The organism is Chitinophaga dinghuensis (genome assembly GCF_003259435.1).
Lineage (GTDB): Bacteria > Bacteroidota > Bacteroidia > Chitinophagales > Chitinophagaceae > Chitinophaga > Chitinophaga dinghuensis.
Window position 1 is genome coordinate 197,465 of record NZ_QLMA01000004.1, and the last position, 15,743, is coordinate 213,207.

18 protein-coding genes are annotated in these 15,743 nt (G+C 44.8%); 6 read left to right on the forward strand and 12 right to left on the reverse strand.

All coding sequences use genetic code 11. From position 1 onward, the window contains the following. Window positions 1-147: 147 nt before the first annotated feature. From CLV59_RS12960 to CLV59_RS12980, 5 genes are all read right to left on the reverse strand, one after another. Window positions 148-2,508 (reverse strand): ABC transporter permease, encoded by a 2,361-nt coding sequence (locus CLV59_RS12960; protein ID WP_111592473.1) that lies wholly within the window; start codon window positions 2,506-2,508, stop codon window positions 148-150. Window positions 2,509-2,782: 274 nt separating this feature from the next. After that, window positions 2,783-3,220, reverse strand: coding sequence for a YqgE/AlgH family protein (locus CLV59_RS12965; protein ID WP_111592474.1), 438 nt, complete (start codon window positions 3,218-3,220; stop codon window positions 2,783-2,785). Between the two features lie 54 nt (window positions 3,221-3,274). After that, window positions 3,275-4,249, reverse strand: a complete 975-nt coding sequence (locus CLV59_RS12970; protein WP_111592475.1) for a methylenetetrahydrofolate reductase — start codon at window positions 4,247-4,249, stop codon at window positions 3,275-3,277. A 206-nt stretch (window positions 4,250-4,455) separates the two neighbouring features. Next, entirely contained in the window at window positions 4,456-5,031 is a 576-nt protein-coding gene (locus CLV59_RS12975) for an SMI1/KNR4 family protein (RefSeq protein WP_111592476.1), read from the reverse strand. A gap of 38 nt (window positions 5,032-5,069) precedes the next feature. Further along, a complete protein-coding gene (locus CLV59_RS12980) occupies window positions 5,070-5,543 on the reverse strand; it encodes a DUF4268 domain-containing protein (RefSeq protein WP_111592477.1) in 474 nt (157 codons plus the stop codon). A 127-nt stretch (window positions 5,544-5,670) separates the two neighbouring features. Here CLV59_RS12980 and CLV59_RS12985 point away from each other — a divergent pair, with 127 nt between their 5' ends. Beyond that, entirely contained in the window at window positions 5,671-6,642 is a 972-nt protein-coding gene (locus CLV59_RS12985; protein WP_111592478.1) for a hypothetical protein, read from the forward strand. Between the two features lie 71 nt (window positions 6,643-6,713). On the opposite strand, the gene CLV59_RS12990 is transcribed toward CLV59_RS12985, so the two are convergent. Then, window positions 6,714-7,241, reverse strand: a complete 528-nt coding sequence (locus CLV59_RS12990; protein ID WP_111592479.1) for an SMI1/KNR4 family protein — start codon at window positions 7,239-7,241, stop codon at window positions 6,714-6,716. Window positions 7,242-7,295: 54 nt separating this feature from the next. Then, window positions 7,296-7,493 (reverse strand): hypothetical protein, encoded by a 198-nt coding sequence (locus CLV59_RS12995; protein ID WP_111592480.1) that lies wholly within the window; start codon window positions 7,491-7,493, stop codon window positions 7,296-7,298. A gap of 100 nt (window positions 7,494-7,593) precedes the next feature. On the opposite strand from CLV59_RS12995, the gene CLV59_RS13000 reads away from it, so the two are divergent. From CLV59_RS13000 to CLV59_RS13015, 4 genes are all read left to right on the forward strand, one after another. Then, a complete protein-coding gene (locus CLV59_RS13000) occupies window positions 7,594-8,526 on the forward strand; it encodes a GlxA family transcriptional regulator (protein WP_111592481.1) in 933 nt (310 codons plus the stop codon). A gap of 65 nt (window positions 8,527-8,591) precedes the next feature. Next, complete coding sequence (locus CLV59_RS13005) at window positions 8,592-9,356, forward strand: DJ-1/PfpI family protein (protein WP_111592482.1); 765 nt, start codon at window positions 8,592-8,594, stop codon at window positions 9,354-9,356. A gap of 75 nt (window positions 9,357-9,431) precedes the next feature. After that, window positions 9,432-10,622: a Wadjet anti-phage system protein JetD domain-containing protein gene (locus CLV59_RS13010; RefSeq protein ID WP_111592483.1), complete on the forward strand. Its 1,191-nt coding sequence runs from the start codon at window positions 9,432-9,434 to the stop codon at window positions 10,620-10,622. Window positions 10,623-10,771: 149 nt separating this feature from the next. Then, entirely contained in the window at window positions 10,772-11,425 is a 654-nt protein-coding gene (locus tag CLV59_RS13015; protein ID WP_111592484.1) for a hypothetical protein, read from the forward strand. Window positions 11,426-11,509: 84 nt separating this feature from the next. Here the strand turns inward: CLV59_RS13015 and CLV59_RS13020 are convergent, their stop codons facing one another. Beyond that, window positions 11,510-12,535: a DUF7638 domain-containing protein gene (locus CLV59_RS13020; protein ID WP_111592485.1), complete on the reverse strand. Its 1,026-nt coding sequence runs from the start codon at window positions 12,533-12,535 to the stop codon at window positions 11,510-11,512. A 69-nt stretch (window positions 12,536-12,604) separates the two neighbouring features. On the opposite strand from CLV59_RS13020, the gene CLV59_RS13025 reads away from it, so the two are divergent. Beyond that, window positions 12,605-13,549 (forward strand): alpha/beta hydrolase, encoded by a 945-nt coding sequence (locus CLV59_RS13025; protein ID WP_170137736.1) that lies wholly within the window; start codon window positions 12,605-12,607, stop codon window positions 13,547-13,549. Here CLV59_RS13025 and CLV59_RS13030 read toward each other — a convergent pair. From CLV59_RS13030 to CLV59_RS13045, 4 genes are all read right to left on the reverse strand, one after another. After that, window positions 13,524-14,270 carry a 4'-phosphopantetheinyl transferase family protein gene (locus tag CLV59_RS13030; protein WP_111592487.1) on the reverse strand — a complete coding sequence of 249 codons (747 nt, stop codon included), beginning with the start codon at window positions 14,268-14,270 and terminating at the stop codon, window positions 13,524-13,526. The two genes, CLV59_RS13025 and CLV59_RS13030, sit on opposite strands and share 26 nt — an antisense overlap. A gap of 10 nt (window positions 14,271-14,280) precedes the next feature. Then, window positions 14,281-14,691, reverse strand: coding sequence for a DUF1801 domain-containing protein (locus CLV59_RS13035; protein WP_111592488.1), 411 nt, complete (start codon window positions 14,689-14,691; stop codon window positions 14,281-14,283). A 48-nt stretch (window positions 14,692-14,739) separates the two neighbouring features. Next, the gene (locus CLV59_RS13040) at window positions 14,740-15,204 is read right to left on the reverse strand and encodes a hypothetical protein (RefSeq protein WP_111592489.1); all 465 of its coding nucleotides are present in this window, start codon (window positions 15,202-15,204) and stop codon (window positions 14,740-14,742) included. Window positions 15,205-15,287: 83 nt separating this feature from the next. Further along, window positions 15,288-15,671, reverse strand: coding sequence for a hypothetical protein (locus CLV59_RS13045; RefSeq protein WP_111592490.1), 384 nt, complete (start codon window positions 15,669-15,671; stop codon window positions 15,288-15,290). Window positions 15,672-15,743: the final 72 nt, after the last annotated feature.

The window sequence follows — 15,743 nt, forward strand, 5'->3', positions numbered from 1 at the left end:
AGGCTTTTTTGCGTTATGGGTCTGACAGCAAATTAAAGTAAAATTCAATGACCCCGAGACGCAGTATGTTAAATATTGGCAAAATATAGGCGTAAGCGCTAGTGAGCCTCCAAAGGTTACTGGGTAATATAAGGAATGCGGTAATGCCTACTCGGTCTTCAAACTCTTTGCAGGGTTGGTCATGGCCGCTTTGATAGCCTGAGAGCTGACGGTCAGCAAGGCTATTAACACCGCCAGGGTACCTGCTGTTATGAATATCCAAATACTCGGATTAATCCGGTAGTAAAAGTCCTGTAACCATCTGTTACTCATCCAGTAGGCCAGGGGAGAAGCAATGAATACGGCAATGATCACCAATTGTATAAAGTCTTTCGACAATAACACGGTAATATTTGCTGCGGAGGCCCCTAATACTTTACGAATCCCGATTTCTTTGAAACGACTTTCTGCCATGAATGCAGCGAGTCCAAATAACCCCAGACAGGAAATGAAAATGGTGAGTCCTGCGAAAAGGCCAGCCAACTTAGCCGTCAGATTTTCGTTGCCAAATTTGGCCGCATATGCATCCTGCGAAAACTTATATTCCAACGGATAGGCAGGGTTATATTTTTTAAATACCTGCTCCATGCCTGTAATGTCTGCTACGAGCGACTTCCCGGCATTCAACTTAATAAGTATAGTGCCCGTTCCGTTCTTAGGCCCTTTGATCACAATAGGATGCACCGGCATATAAGGCGATTCCTGTATGAAATCCTCAATGACGCCTACAATGTGAAACCGATCCGGATCATCGTAAATCTCTTTGCCAATGGGATCTTCAAAACCCATGAGTTTTGCGGCGCTCTCATTGATCAGGCAGGCAGTGGAATCGGTGGGATAGGTCTTCAAATCAATATCTCGCCCACTGATTAACCTCATCCCTGCCGTTTTTACTAAATCGCCTTCTTCCGTAAAGCGATTGATTTGTACTTGCATGCCTGCCGGTTTCCCCGGCCAGCTCAGACTCAGGCCATAAGCCCAGTTTTCAGAGAGGGGCGACAGCACCTTCGCGACGGAAGTAGCATACCCGGAAGCAATCAGTTCCTGCTTGATTAATTGGAAATTTTTATCCATCTCATCATTCAGGTATACATGTACAAGGTTATTCATGTCCAGCCCGGTTTTCCGCGCTTTGCCATATTGTATTTGTCGTGTAACAATGATGGTACAAATAATCAACACGATGGCAAAGGAGAATTGTAACACCACCAACACTCTGCGTGGCGTAATCAGGGTATTTCCAATCTTATTGAGCCCTTTCAGTACGGCCAGTGGCTTGAATGCCGAAAGGTAAAATGCCGGATAGCTACCTGCCAGTAAACCTGTAAGAAGAATAAAACCAGCCGCTGACAGCCAGCTGTTAATATCGGTGTAGGCAATATGTAACTGTTTGCCCGTAAGGGTATTGAAATAAGGTAAGGCGATCACCACGATCAGCCATGCAAACAATCCTGCAATACAGGCCAGCAGCAAGGATTCTGTCAGGAACTGCAAAATGAGTGCCCCCTTCGCTGCGCCTATGGCCTTCCTGACACCTACTTCTTTCGCACGTTTGTTACTGCGTGCAGTAGCCAGGTTCATAAAATTAATGCAGGCAATCAGCAGAATGAATACCGCCACCAGAAAAAAGGTGCGCACCGTGGTAATACGTCCGCCAATAGCTACGCCGTTTTCGAAATGATCATATAAACGGGTACGACTAAACGGATATAGAAATTCTTCTGTCTTGCCATCGACGGAATGTTGCGCTACGATGTGTTTTATTTTATTACTGGTCACCGCGGCATCCATATTGGGCCGCAGTAATACGAAGGTGGAAATAGAAAAATTGGTCCAGTCTTTATCGATGTTTCCGGCCATTACTTCCCGGTCGTAAGAAATCAGGTAATCGATATAGCTGAATTGGGTATTATCCGGAAGATCCTGTAACACTCCTGATACCGTATAACCCTCTTGGCCGATGCTAACTACCTGACCAATGGGATTTTCATTTTTAAAAAGTTTTTTTGCCAGTCTCTCTGCAAGAACAATGGAACTTGGGTCTTTCAATACCGTCTTGCTGTTGCCGGTTAAAAGCGGGAAGGAGAACATGGCGAGGAAATCCTGATCCACCACCGCTCCGTTGGATAGGAGTTTGACCTCCTGATGCGGTAATGCCAGCAGGTTGCGGGTCCATCGTACACGCGTGACTCCCTCCACTTCCGGAAAGTCTGTTTTCAGGGTAGGCGCCATTATTTCCGGCGTCATGGTCATGGAGCGGATCTTACCAGCGATACTGTCGTTGGACCAGACCTGGTACAGCCGGTCTGCATGTTGGTGAAACCGATCGTAACTGGTTTCATGCTGTACCCAAAGCAGGATAAGAATAGCGCTGGCCATACCAATGGCTAGTCCGCCGATATTAATCGACGAAAAACCTTTATTACGGAAAAGGTTGCGTATTGCGATGCTAAAGTAGTTCCTGAACATGCTATTGAATGCCACGAAAAAAGTGCCATCCCTGATGGGTAGTTGACCCTTAGTAGTTTATAGAATTTTAGCGGCGCCAAGTGTCCGTTTTCGGTACATTCGGTTGTACGTTGCCGGACGACTGTACGAAAATCTCTGATGACACTTTTGCGTGTTGTAACGGGGTATGGCGGGTACGACTGCACCTTTCCCTGAACGCACCTGAGAGGAGGCTACCATACGGAGGGACACGCGTCGGAAGATATCCGGATAATGATGAATGAATAGGATAGACTTATCCGAAGATTTCTCCTGTCGTAACAACCCAGCTACCAGCCTGGATTTCATCTTCCAGTTGGTCATCATCCCAGCCACAGTAGCCAATAAAGATGCGTATATCCTTTTCCGTTATTATTCCTGTATTAATCAGTACCATAGCGGTTTTAAAATCGCCTCCGAGATAGATATTACCTTTTACATACTCTCCGTCGGAAATAAGGTCCGGACGTTGATGTAGGAAGAAGAGATGTTCCTGATCTACAGGCCCGCCTTCGTAAATCGGGAAAGGAATACTGGTACTGAATTCGGCCAGCTCGTTGATGTTACGGGAAAACCGCTTGTTGACAATGAAGCCCATGGCGCCCTTTTCATTGTATTCAGTAATGAAAAGGAGTGCATCGTCAAAAATGGAGTTGTCCTGCTCCGTGCTATGCAAAAAAATACCGGCGTTCATACGCCGGTAAAATTAGGATAAACAGCGGAGCTGTTGAAATATTATTATAGCTAACTATGCCGGGATGACCGCACTGTTTGCAGTTTTGCTCGTTTTAGAAACGCCTTTGGTCAGTGCCAGTACATTCGTCAGTAATTCCTGCGCGGCATCGATTTCTTCCTTTTTAATAGAAACGCTTTCGATGTTGAAGCCTACAGGGATTTGTTTTGCCTGTGCATAATTCAGAATTTCTTCTGCGATATGAGTACAGGTATCGAGGGATGACTGTAAGATATCTTTCGCATGTCGGAGGTCATTATATAACCACTTTGGTACTTCAATCCCCAGCCATTCCATGAATTGCAGCGTTTTCAGCGAACCGCAAGGCGCCAGCGTGAAGATGATCGGGGCTACCGTATTCCCAACTTCTTTGGAATGATAGTAGTAATCAGACAGTAAATTCTTAGTGTCATGCAGATTGTAAACACATTGTGATACAAAGAAGCTACAGCCCTGGCTCATTTTATTGAAGATGCGCAGGTGCTCATCGCCTTTTTTCTGATGACGCTCCGGAATGGTAACGCCGCCCAGCATCAGGCGCGGATGTTGTTCCTGACGGAGTTGATAAGCATCAGCGAGACTGAAATTAGTAGCCGCTACCTGCTGATTGGAGGAGGCGCCCACAAAAACCGCATATTCCAGATCTTGGTTCCGTTGCAGCCAGGCGGAGAAATCAGCATGATTCAGGTTGGCGATACTCTTATAGATGATCTTCGGAACAGACAGCTCGTCCAGATAGCTTTTGCCATACTGATCGGGCGCTATGGTAGGAATAAAGGAAAATGTTCTTTCCTTTTCTGTTCTCAGAGATTCATCCTGAATATCATATAAGATAAGACCGTCAATGTCCAGGTTTTTAAGTCGCTCTACCTGATTATAGGCAATTGCCGATACTCGCTCCGGTTCCGTAGTGATTTTAGGAGGAGTAAGGCTGTAAAATACCATCCCAGAGTCTCCTGCCAGTAATCTGGCGCTTAATTTATCGTTCATGCTGGTTTTCGCTTAAAAAGTAGAGTTTTGTACTTTTTTTTGATAAAAGTATAGAATATATTACTGAAATGCAAATTTCCTTGTCATTTCAGTAGAATAATGTAACAAGGAAAGTAGGCCTATGGTTTTTCAGGAAGAGGTAGAAAAGAAAAAGTCCTGCCGCCGGTATGGCCACAGGACTATATTTCAGAATTTTTAGGGAGACGTTATTCCTCTTCCGTGATGAACTCGTAATCTTTTTCGATAAGTTGCTGGAGGTATTCGTCAAAGCTGTTTGCAATCACTTCGTAGTTATCGGGATCATGGAGGTAACGGATTACCTGTCCGGCAATGCCTCCTTCAGCAGGGGAGAAGTCAATATACAGTTTGGAGGTACCGCCATTATTGATACAGTCGGAAAAGCAGAGCCATTCGCTCATTAATAGGTTAGGGTCTATACCTGGGCCTACCAGCTCTTCATCTGTTTCTCCGTATATATCGATGATACTGGAGTCAAATCTGGGTACTTCGATGATTTGTTCTACTGATTTCAGGTAGTATGGATATTCGAATACATCGGAGCCGAGGATGGCCACATTAATTTTGTGGTCGCCATATTGTTGCCAGTAAGTTCCGTTTATCTGGGCGAGGAGTTGGAGCAGGGTATCCGGAGTTTGCGGGTATTTGGCTTTCAGCTGTGCCAGTTGCGCTTCAGACGCGCCGGTAGCATAGGATAAATCCTCGCTGTCTTCTTCCTGGAGCCGCTCTTTGAGTCCTTTTACATATTGTTCTGCAAGCGTCATACAATTAATTTTTTATCGGGTTAAGAAAATGGTAGCTGTTATCTGGCGGCCAGCAGTGCTTCGAAACTGTATTTGGCCATGCTCCAATATTCATCCAGTGCGATGATCCTGGGTTTGAAAAATGAAATAATCATGGGCCAGTCTTCCTGGCGCATCACATTCACGCCAGTGATTTTTTTACTGATTTTACAGACAGTTCTGCCATATTCATCTGTGGCGTCCAGTTCCCATTCCCAGTCTGTTTCTTCCAGCGAGGCTTCGAGAATGCTGCGTTGCTGTTCGAATTGCAGGTAGAAATCTTCCTGCAGCACGATATCTTTATGGAAGAGAACTATGGCTACTATTGCGGTATCATAGTCTGCATCCAGTTTGAAACTGATGCCAGGTATACCTGTTTTGTAGTTAGACCAGCTAATGATATCGCCATCTGCAGAGAGCACTGGTTTCATGTATTTACCGAATGCTGTCCAGAATGCTTGTTTTTGTTTAGATGCTTCCTCTTTTGTATACATACTCCACTTGTTACACGTATCAAAGGTAATCAGGCCAGACTGCTGTGCAAAATTTTCGGTGGCGAGGGTTGGCTGTCTTCCTGAAATTTAATTAGCTTTGGTTGACTTCACCAAATCCTGTATGCTAATGGGTAGATTCTTTCTGTATTTCTGGCTGGTCTTCATTGCTTACTTCGTTTTTGTTCATCCGGCAATCATCTACTATAATACAAATTATGGTGAGGATGTAAGTGGCAGATCAGAAGTATCTGTCATGATTTGTTTGGCTTTGAGTGTGTTGATGTGGGGTGCGGCGTTTCTGGTTTCGTTGTGGTATATCTACAAATACACTTTTCAGGCCAGGAAGAACCTGAATCGGTTAGCGACCAACGGTACTCCATTAAAGGCTAAGATTATGTCCGTTAAACCGCTGAAAGGTCCGAATGAAAAGGAGTTGAAGCTGGCTGTGAAAAATCTGCAGGGGGAAGAGGTGACCTACAAAATGGGAATTAATGATTCCAGACCTTATGAGAACAGATTTGAAACGGGCAAGCATCTGACGTTGCGCATCGATCCTGCTTTCCGCGGGTTTCCATATGTAGTGGTTGAAGGTTCTTTTGGCCACGTAAATTACCGCTTGTATGCCGTCTGGTTGTTATTCTTATCTGGCGTAGCCTATTATTTCTATTTCGCTTATCAAACAGAGAGCAAAGGCGATGGATGGCGTTTTCTTGTTTTCAGTCATCCATTAATTATCTCTGCACTGGTACTGTTATCCTTTGGACTTATTTTTTATTTGGTCGTTGTAAAAATAATATGGAAACTACTTTTCAAAGGTACGGATGGTAAGGATGCGCTGAAACTCAAATTCCTGGGTGCAAAGACCATCGCGAAAATAGTACGCATTGCTCAAACGGGCGTCTACATCAACGAGCAACCAGAAGTGAAATATGACATTTCCTTTCAGGATAAACGAGGAACGACCCATCAGGCTTCCGTCAAGAAAATTATACAATTGATAGATATAGGAGATGCAAAGCCCACTGAAAAAGAAATCTTCTACCTGCCGGAAGACCCTTCCCTCGTGGGATTTTCGGAAGATATTAACGATCATGAATAAACGTAAATGCCTATACCTATGACCACGCAAACGAGGCTGGATTGGGCTGCCAATAAATTAATTTACTGCTCTTACGGATTCGAAGGAAATGGGGTGAGTGACTGGATAAATGTTTCGAAATCTTTTGCTAGCAACGTCTTTTGGAAATTCCATTCCTGATCCATGTACACTACTGCTGGCTCGCCGGCGGGGCCACATGTGGAATAATCTAGCATCACTAAGGCATGACCGCCAAACCCTGTAGTACCAAAGTAAATGCCTGTATCCGGATAACCCCATTCCTGCATCCAGAATTTACTACCATAGTATCCGCCAAGAGAATAACGCATGGTATGTCCAATACTCATTATGCCGGTTATGTCAAGTCCACCAGAAGTTTGATCCTGAGCAGGAATTATGTTTATACTATTGTAGCTTAAAATTCCTCCATTATGAGATTGCATAAGCGCTATATAAGCTGCCGGTAATTTGTATCCCAGTTCTTTTTCAATGGCGGCAATCTCATCAGCAGTAGGGGTTGGCCCAATATAATTGGTAACAGAATGATCGCAATCATCCCAGATAACGCTGGTGTCAAAGTTGCTAAAGTAAGTAGTCATAGGTATTTGAACAGTTATTAAGGTAGTGAAAGTCTGGTTTAGTCATTAACTTTTTTATTCCTTCATTTTCTTCCACCACATACCTACTGCCCATATCACACAAATTCCAAAGAGGATAAACAGCGGCACATAAAAGCGACTGAAAAATTCATGAAAATAAGCGCCTACGATAACGTATATACTGGCGATGCAAAGTTTTAAGGGAATGAACTCTGCATTGGTCCAGGTAGTTTTTCTTTTGAAAAAGTTCATGGTATGCTGTTTTAGGGTATCTACTCAAAGGTACGCTTTTTAAATGTCCAGTGAGACCGCCAGCGCTCTCTGTTTCAGTCGCCTTTAGTATCTTCGTTCTATGGGTACCCGACGCGTCATTTTCCTCTTATTCGACAGTGTACACCTGCTGGATCTGGCAGGGGCAGTCACCGTTTTTTATGAATCCGGTTGCTGCGGCCATCCCTATGAGTTGAAATATGTGTCGCCCTACCGGCAGCCGGTATCCTCGGCGGGACTCATGTTCACCCAGGTAGATCCCCTGGAATCTGTACAGGTGGAACCGGAAGATATCCTCATCGTTGCGGGTATGGACCTTACCAAATGGGACAGAGCCGACGACGGTAAATGGGTACCATGGCTGCAGACGGCGGCCCGTGCAGGCGCTACCATCTGTTCTGTTTGTACGGCGGCATTCGCCCTCGCTGCGGCAGGACTCCTCCATGGCAGAAATTGTACTACCCATTGGGCCTATACGAAAAAATTACAGGCCGATTATCCGGATCTGCAGGTACAGGAGAACCGACTCTTCGTAAAAAGTGACCGTATCTATACGAGTGCCGGTATCTCCACCGGCATTGATCTGGCGCTTTTCCTCGTAGAAGAAGACCATGGACCAGATTTTGCCTGCACCGTGGCGAAAGACATGGTCATCTATATACGCCGGGACGGCGAAGCCTCCCAGCAAAGCGTATATCTTCAGTACCGGCAACATATCAATCATCAGGTACACCAGGTGCAGGACTACATCGCCAAACACCTGCATGAAAAACTGAGTCTGACTGCCCTGGCTACGCTGGTCTATTCCTCACCCCGCAACCTCACCCGCTTATTCAAGGCGGAAACAGGCGTGACCATTGGCCAGTACATTCGTGACCTCCGTGAGGAAAAGGCCCGCCAGTTGCTGAAAGAGGATCATAAGGCCAGCTGGATCGCGAAGACCTGTGGGATCAGCGACATCAGGCTGCTAAGAACCCTCGCCCGAAAAGAAGGCGTGGCGCTGAATATGGCCTGATTATCCTCCTCTTTGGCCGGATTTATACCAGTCGCTCTACTAGCTTTGACACATAAATCACTTATATGAAATATTTGATCATGTGGTTGCTGTTGCTACCCCTACTCGCTACAGCACAGCAATCCGCTCCAGATTATGTTTGTCCGCCCTGTGGAAGCTGCGACTCCATTACTTACCACCAACCCGGCATATGCCCGCATTGCGGCATGCAGTTGATCAGTAAGACTAATGCCCAGCAAACGCCTCCACCAACGATCTGCTTTTTACTCTACGATGGCGTGGAGGTACTGGACTTCGCCGGCCCCATGGAAGTCTTTTCCTATGCGGGTTTCAAAGTCTTTACTGTGGCGAAAACAAAAGCGCCTGTTACCTCTCAGCGTATTTTGAAAATAAATCCGGACTATAGTATTCAGGATGCTCCTCCCGCCGATTATTTTGCCGTCTTTGGTGGCGATGATGAAGTGGCGGGAAAAGATCCTGAAATTATCAAGTGGATAAAGCAACGAGATGCCAGCACAAAAGGATACTTTTCTGTGTGTACCGGCGCTTTTATCCTCGCAAATGCAGGCCTGTTGGATCATCTGACAGTTACCACTTTTCATAAAAGCATTAAGCATTTACAAAACATGTTGCCTAATGCAACCGTATTGGATAACGTACGCTATGTAGACAATGGTCGGATAATCACCACTGCGGGCATCTCAGCAGGTATAGATGGGGCCCTGCACCTGGTTGCGCGAATGTATGGCCAGGAGGCTGCCCTTAAAATTGCAAAGCAAATGGAATACGATAAGTATGTACCGGAACAGGGTTTGGTAATAAAACACTAAATTGTATATGTACTTGAAAAGCAGCCTTGATTTCAAGGCTGCTTTTTTTATGTGTATTCTTACAAACCCGGAAGCATGTTCAAAACATATGAGGAGCTAAGAAAGAAAGTTAAAAATGAATGGAATCCCTTACTACGAAGCTATCTTTCAGGAGAGGAGATGTTCCCGGTAGAAATGAAAACGGGTTCCGCTACAGTGGCGGATTACAAGCATCAGTTGGCCGTGATTGACGAAAACATTACCTCTTTATTGAGTCATTCTAAGAATGTAAAAGGCAAGGGCTATCTGCTTACTCTGACAAAGAGAGATTTTAAAGACCGTATGATAGCGCCAAGAACAGAACCTGTACTCGCCATTTGGGAAACAACAGAAGATCTGATCTATACCCTGGAAAAAGAAAAGGAATGGAAGCGTTTTGTAGGTAATGTGGCGCTGATCCGTGAGGTGCTGCCGGCATTAGAGTCCTGGATGATGGAAAATTGTAAGGAGTTAACGGTAGCTAACCGGCCATGGGCAGGACTTCTGGATGTGTGCAACTATTTCCTCCGCCATCCGCGTCCGAATGTTTTTTCGAGGGAAGTACCTCATCTGCAAGACACGAAGTTTATGGAGAATCATGAATCAATCCTTCGGTCTTTGCTGGACTTCCTGATACCAGAACATATTCGTGACAGTACCGCTTCCAAACTGGAGAAAAGATATTATCTGCGTTACTCGGAAAAAATGGTTCATCTGCGTTCATTGGATAAGTCAGTGAAATCAAAAGATGGGTTTGATGAGAAACAAGTACCCACTGCTTCCTTCATTGAAAATCCATGTTACGAAAACACCGTGTTGATACTCGAAAATCAAAAGTGCCTGGAATCCTTGCCAGAACTGCCTTCTACGTTGGCCGTAAAGAGATATGGCGGGGTTGATGTGAAGTTTTTCAAAGAAGTTCCCTGGTTGAAAGACAAGCGGATTTTTTATTGGGGCGACATTGATGAACATGGCTTTCAAATCTTACATAACCTGCGGACTTATGGCCTGGATGTGACTAGTGTTATGATGGACCTGCAAACATACATGACCTTTAAAGAACATGCGGTATCGGGGGAGAGGGTGGAGGCTACTTCCATGGTCACACTGACAAAAGAGGAAGCAGCTATGCTGGAATACCTGCAATGTCACCGGGAAGAGAACCGCCTTGAACAAGAGAAAATACGCCATAGTTATACGTTAGAAAAGTTTAAAAGTATATACGTTAAAACATCTTTGTTGATATAGGTATTTTGAGGCGATTGATGTTTTGCTGATCAAAAAGACATACCTTGTCAGCCCAATATCTTTACTATTCCTCTATGAAAATGCAGCACGCGCTGTTGCTGTGTATGGCATTAATAATAAATGCCTGTGGCAACGCACCCCAAAAAATAATGACAGGAATTCAGTTTCCTGATAGTCTCCAATTCATCCTTGATAAGTTGGACTATTTGCCGGACAGTTCAGTGTCCACCTCTTACAATATGTATATCCTGGCGAAAGTCCCCTGGGAGAAAGGTCATATTGCTACCTGTCTGGAATCTTCTGATGAACGGTCTTTCTGTTGGATACTCCGTAAATCAACGAATGGCTGGCAGGTACTGGATACTATCAGCGATTGGGATGTGGTGAATCTTAAAAAGGAAGACATCAATGGAGACGGTATGAAAGACCTAATTCTATGCGGTGCGCCCACTATGCACGGCAATATAAGACATCTGCCCATGCTCGCTCATGCCGATGGCAGCCTAAATCTACTCCGTAACGGCAGCGAGGGATTTAATCTCCACTATGATGCTGCCAGCAAGAAACTCCGCTCATTCAGTATTGGCGGCATTTACACGACTATCTTTAAGGAAGAATATGTTTGGGAGGAAGACGCGATGGTACTCGTAAGAGGCGTCCGTTTCACGCCGCCACAAGATATGCTCCATTCCGAAGATCCCACTGTAGAATTCTATCACATGAATGGACATACTACCGTGGTAGATTCCACGATCACCAACAAACATGCGGAGGAAATCTATTATAACGCTTTCTGGAATTAATTGTCAGGTATATTTATGTTCCTACATTTCGGCGTCGTGTATGCTGGATGCGAAACCCCGCACTTTCATGCGGGGGCATTCAATTTATTGCTCGCTCTTAGGCTTGGGAATAGATATGCCAGGTAATTGTTCTCCCCGGTTTTTAGCTACCTGATAATGAGACCAGCCGCGAATTTCGTCTTCTCCATAAATAATCATTCTGACCTCAATATCTTTCACGTCCATATCTCCTACATACATACGTTCATGTTCAGGAATAGCTTCGTATGCCTGTTTCAATGATTCTTTCAGTTGTTCTGTAGGGTTTTTCCGGTAGTCCTCCAGGATTCGCCGACATTTATCCACCAGGTCTTCTGCGCCATTCATGACCATAAATGAGTTGGTAAATTCTTTGAGTTTTTCGGTAGCGGGTTCGCCATCTCCTTCCGTAGCAACGAAAGATCCTAATCCCCATATATGCACACGCACTCCGGGAGGGAGCTCCGTGAGAATTCTTTGTTGCTCCATCAGCTTAGCTAACTCCGGGAAAGTATAACTTCTTGTTTGGGGCAGATGAGTGATAGAGAGATGACCGTCCGGGTAAATGGAAAGCTGTGCCAGGTACAACTGCTCATTATCTTCCCGGAAGAAGATGTTGAAACTATCGCCACTGGCTCTTTTGGGAGAGTAAGCAGATGGTTCGGAAATATAGTAAGGCTTTGGATTAGGAATCGGGAATTTGGCATAATTTACATTTCCTTTTTTTATAGTGGTACTACCATAGCAACTTTTCAGGTTCTCCATGGCAGGATTCAATTGCCGGACAAGCGCATGCACAAATTCATAATAGGTCTGAGGTGTAAATTCCCACTGTCCCTGCTCAATTTTCCATTGCCCCAAACTATGAATATGGATGTATTGGCCATCTGGTATGGAGGTTACGACCCATTGCTTGTCCAGTTTCTGCTGAAACAGTTCCAGGTCAACGGTATCCCAGCAGTAGATTAATCCGTCGCTGTAGACCTGTATATCGGTGAAGTAATAAGAGCCGTTACGGATAATGCCGGGAATAGAGAGGCCATCAATGGTTTCTTTGCGACTAATAGTAGTTAGGTTATCGAAGTTTGTCATGCTGGAAATAGATTTCAAATGGATGCTATAGTGATGTACCTTGCAAAGATAAATCGAATTACTTATTCCATGCGTTTCCTGCTATTGTTGCTCCTGCCTGTCATGAGCTTTGCCCAGTCGTTGCCTAGTCATGCTTACGGCGATAAACGACATCCTCCCGTTATTTTCTTGCATGGTGGTCCGGGTAGTAACTCGATCAATTTCGAAAGTACAACGGCGCAGTTATTAGCGGATCAGGGTTTTTATGTCATCACTTACGACAGAAGAGGAGAGGGCCGTGCGTCCGGAATGGCAGCACAGTATACTTTCCAGCAAAGCTTTGACGACCTTAACGCCATCATGAGGGAATATCATCTCCCTAAAGCCACTGTTATTGGATTTAGTTTCGGTGGTATAGTGGCAACTTTGTTTGCCGACAAATATCCGGAGAAGGTGCAATCATTAGTACTGGTAAGCGCTTTGGTAGATGTGCAGGCAACTTACAGTACTATCATTGAAAGTTGTTCCGATATCTACAGGAAGAGGAAAGATAGTGCCGGCTTACAGGACCTGGCGGCGCTGCAAAAACTGGACAGAGGTTCTCAGGAATTCAGAAGAGGATGTTTCCGACAGGCTTCCAGGAACGGATTCTTCGCGACTCCTCACCGGGATTCCGCTGCAGTTGAAATTTATAAAAGATTAGACACAGATACGCTATACCAGCAGTATGCCGCCAAAAGTAACGATGCTCCAGTAAGTGGTTTCTGGCAAAATGAGCATTATTCGATGATCAATAATATCCCTGTTTTACAACGTCTGAAAAAATCCGGTATGCCGATTTTCGCCATCTATGGCAAGGACGATGGATTGTTTTCCGTTAAACAAATAGCAGAACTGGAACGGATTACAGGAGCGAAAAATGCGAGGTTGGCATACTTTGATCATGCCGCACATTACCTGTATAATGATCAGCAGCAATCCTTTCTGCATGCATTTTCTTTATGGAAGGCTAAGGGTGGTTTGACAGCGAGATAAATTGTTGTTGTAAAATACGGATATCGGTATGTGTGTTTTTAGGTAAGACCAATGTACAGATATCGGTATCCGAAAAGAAAGACCAGGCTTTGTATTGAGAAAAATGTTTGAACGTTGTTTCGGTGAGACCGCCAGTTGTCTGTATGGCGTCTGTCTCCAGGATCTCAAAACCGGCGGTTAATCCTGTCTTTAATACTTTAGAAAGGGCTTCTTTTACGGTCCATAAGAGCGTATATCCGTTTACGGTAGATAAACCTGCTGCTCGCAGCAGGTTTTTTTCTGCCGGCATGATGGCTACATCCAGCGCCTCCATATTGTCCTGGCGAATGGTTTCGAAATCAATGGCCATAGGATGCGCTTCCGGAAAGGCAATGGCCATACCCAGGTTATTACTGTGGGTGATACTTACTTGTACTTGCTGAATCTGCGGATGCGATACAATGGGAAATTCAAAGATGCCCCGGTTAATTTGAATAGCCTGAAGATCAGTAATAGTATGGAGTGCAGCTACTGCATGTTTGGCGGTGAGTCGGCCGAGCAGGTAGCTGATTTTCCTGTTTTCTGAGGGAAATTGCCGATAAATCGCCAATTCGGAGGGGTGTAGAAATCCCAGTTGTTGTTCCAGTGCGGCAAGATCCGCTTTCATCATGCTGTATGCAGCATTGAATTGCTGATGCTGACGATGTAAAGCGAGGGTTCCGGTATAATGAAGCAGATGCAAGTCTATGAATTTATGTTTTAATAACCTGTTTCAGCCAGTTTTTGACGATTTGTTGCAGGTCGGCCTTATGTGCGTCTACCTCTTTTATACTGGCAAATTTGATCATTCTTCTGCCATCGGCATAGGCGCCTTCCAGTAGTCCGCTGGTATCGGTGATGCTGGCTCCGTTGGGGAATACCAACAGGATATATTCTTTCTTATGGACATTAAACACTACCATGTCTCGCTGGTAGGTTTTGGCGTCGAAGGCGGGCATCTCCCCAGTAAAATAAAAACTCAGGGAGTTCCATTTTATTTGTTCTCCGATTTCAGGCGAGGCCTTTAGTAAGATGGTCCTTAAGGCTTCTACCACCTCTTTCAGCGGATGTTCCAGGTGAGCCAGGTAGGTTGAAGGATCAGTAAATTTATGCTTGTCCGTCATACTTACGAATTTAAAAAATAATTGTCTGACGGACTACGAAATTATTTATCAGAAAGGACGTAGGTAGGGTCTGCTGGTGAGCGGCGAAAATGCCCACGGAATGCTGAAGAACATAATCACAAATGCAATCGTGTACCAGATGGCCAGCGTTTTAAACCGTTCTTTGTCTGTAGAACGACGCTTGGATTTATAAGCGCCTATGGTAAGGAGAATAATACCTGTGAGCATCATAGAACTATGTTCCAATCCGAAGAACCGTATCTCCCGTAACTTTACCGCATTTCCAAAATTCTGCAGGAAATAGAGTACGACAGGACTGATAAAATACAGCGCAATGCCTATCATGCCTTGTACATGTGAAACCGCGGTGGTAAGGGTGCGAATCAATTTGTTTTGAGGGGTGAAAGTCCGGCTTTGGAGCCATCCGCGCCAGGTAGTGAAAAGTGAAACAACCATGGCTATTACCACCAGCCAGCGTACCAGGGAATGCAGTGCCAGTAAAAATGCGTACATGAAAACCTTTTTTAGGCTTCAAATGTAAATAAAACTGCACCAAAGATTTCGCCCGTTTTAACCCCTGGTGCAGATTTTATCACTTAATGGCTGGCCTGCTGAATAGCCACCCGTAAGAATTTGTATTGCAAAATCGCCATCATGGCCACCCAGGCGGCTACTGCGCCGGTAGCTACATAGCCGATGGTGGTTAGCCCGAATAATCCTTCTGTAATAATCAGCGCGCTTCCAATAACCCAGGTGACATCTCCGGCAATGATGAGTCGTACCATGGATGTTTGCGGCTTTCTGGCGGTAATGCCTACAAAAGTGGCAAAAACGATGAGAAATGCGCCTACTGCGATATACGGCCAGTTGATAGTTGTACCGAACAGGTTAGATATAAAGCCAGGAAGGATGACCATTAGAATACCAGTTGCTCCTGAGCTGATTGCGTTTACCATTAATACTTTTTTCAGTGTTTCCATATCATTTAATTTTTAACAAAACTAGTTTGTTGGCTACCTTTAAAATTGATATTTTACGACAAAATTGTTTTT

Coding starts and splice junctions, on each gene's coding strand:
- CLV59_RS12960 (WP_111592473.1), bottom strand. CDS start 2,508: ATGTTCAGGAACTACTTTAGCATCGCAATACGCAACCTTTTCCGTAAT.
- CLV59_RS12965 (WP_111592474.1), bottom strand. CDS start 3,220: ATGAACGCCGGTATTTTTTTGCATAGCACGGAGCAGGACAACTCCATT.
- CLV59_RS12970 (WP_111592475.1), bottom strand. CDS start 4,249: ATGAACGATAAATTAAGCGCCAGATTACTGGCAGGAGACTCTGGGATG.
- CLV59_RS12975 (WP_111592476.1), bottom strand. CDS start 5,031: ATGACGCTTGCAGAACAATATGTAAAAGGACTCAAAGAGCGGCTCCAG.
- CLV59_RS12980 (WP_111592477.1), bottom strand. CDS start 5,543: ATGTATACAAAAGAGGAAGCATCTAAACAAAAACAAGCATTCTGGACA.
- CLV59_RS12985 (WP_111592478.1), top strand. CDS start 5,671: ATGGGTAGATTCTTTCTGTATTTCTGGCTGGTCTTCATTGCTTACTTC.
- CLV59_RS12990 (WP_111592479.1), bottom strand. CDS start 7,241: ATGACTACTTACTTTAGCAACTTTGACACCAGCGTTATCTGGGATGAT.
- CLV59_RS12995 (WP_111592480.1), bottom strand. CDS start 7,493: ATGAACTTTTTCAAAAGAAAAACTACCTGGACCAATGCAGAGTTCATT.
- CLV59_RS13000 (WP_111592481.1), top strand. CDS start 7,594: ATGGGTACCCGACGCGTCATTTTCCTCTTATTCGACAGTGTACACCTG.
- CLV59_RS13005 (WP_111592482.1), top strand. CDS start 8,592: ATGAAATATTTGATCATGTGGTTGCTGTTGCTACCCCTACTCGCTACA.
- CLV59_RS13010 (WP_111592483.1), top strand. CDS start 9,432: ATGTTCAAAACATATGAGGAGCTAAGAAAGAAAGTTAAAAATGAATGG.
- CLV59_RS13015 (WP_111592484.1), top strand. CDS start 10,772: ATGACAGGAATTCAGTTTCCTGATAGTCTCCAATTCATCCTTGATAAG.
- CLV59_RS13020 (WP_111592485.1), bottom strand. CDS start 12,535: ATGACAAACTTCGATAACCTAACTACTATTAGTCGCAAAGAAACCATT.
- CLV59_RS13025 (WP_170137736.1), top strand. CDS start 12,605: ATGCGTTTCCTGCTATTGTTGCTCCTGCCTGTCATGAGCTTTGCCCAG.
- CLV59_RS13035 (WP_111592488.1), bottom strand. CDS start 14,691: ATGACGGACAAGCATAAATTTACTGATCCTTCAACCTACCTGGCTCAC.
- CLV59_RS13040 (WP_111592489.1), bottom strand. CDS start 15,204: ATGTACGCATTTTTACTGGCACTGCATTCCCTGGTACGCTGGCTGGTG.
- CLV59_RS13045 (WP_111592490.1), bottom strand. CDS start 15,671: ATGGAAACACTGAAAAAAGTATTAATGGTAAACGCAATCAGCTCAGGA.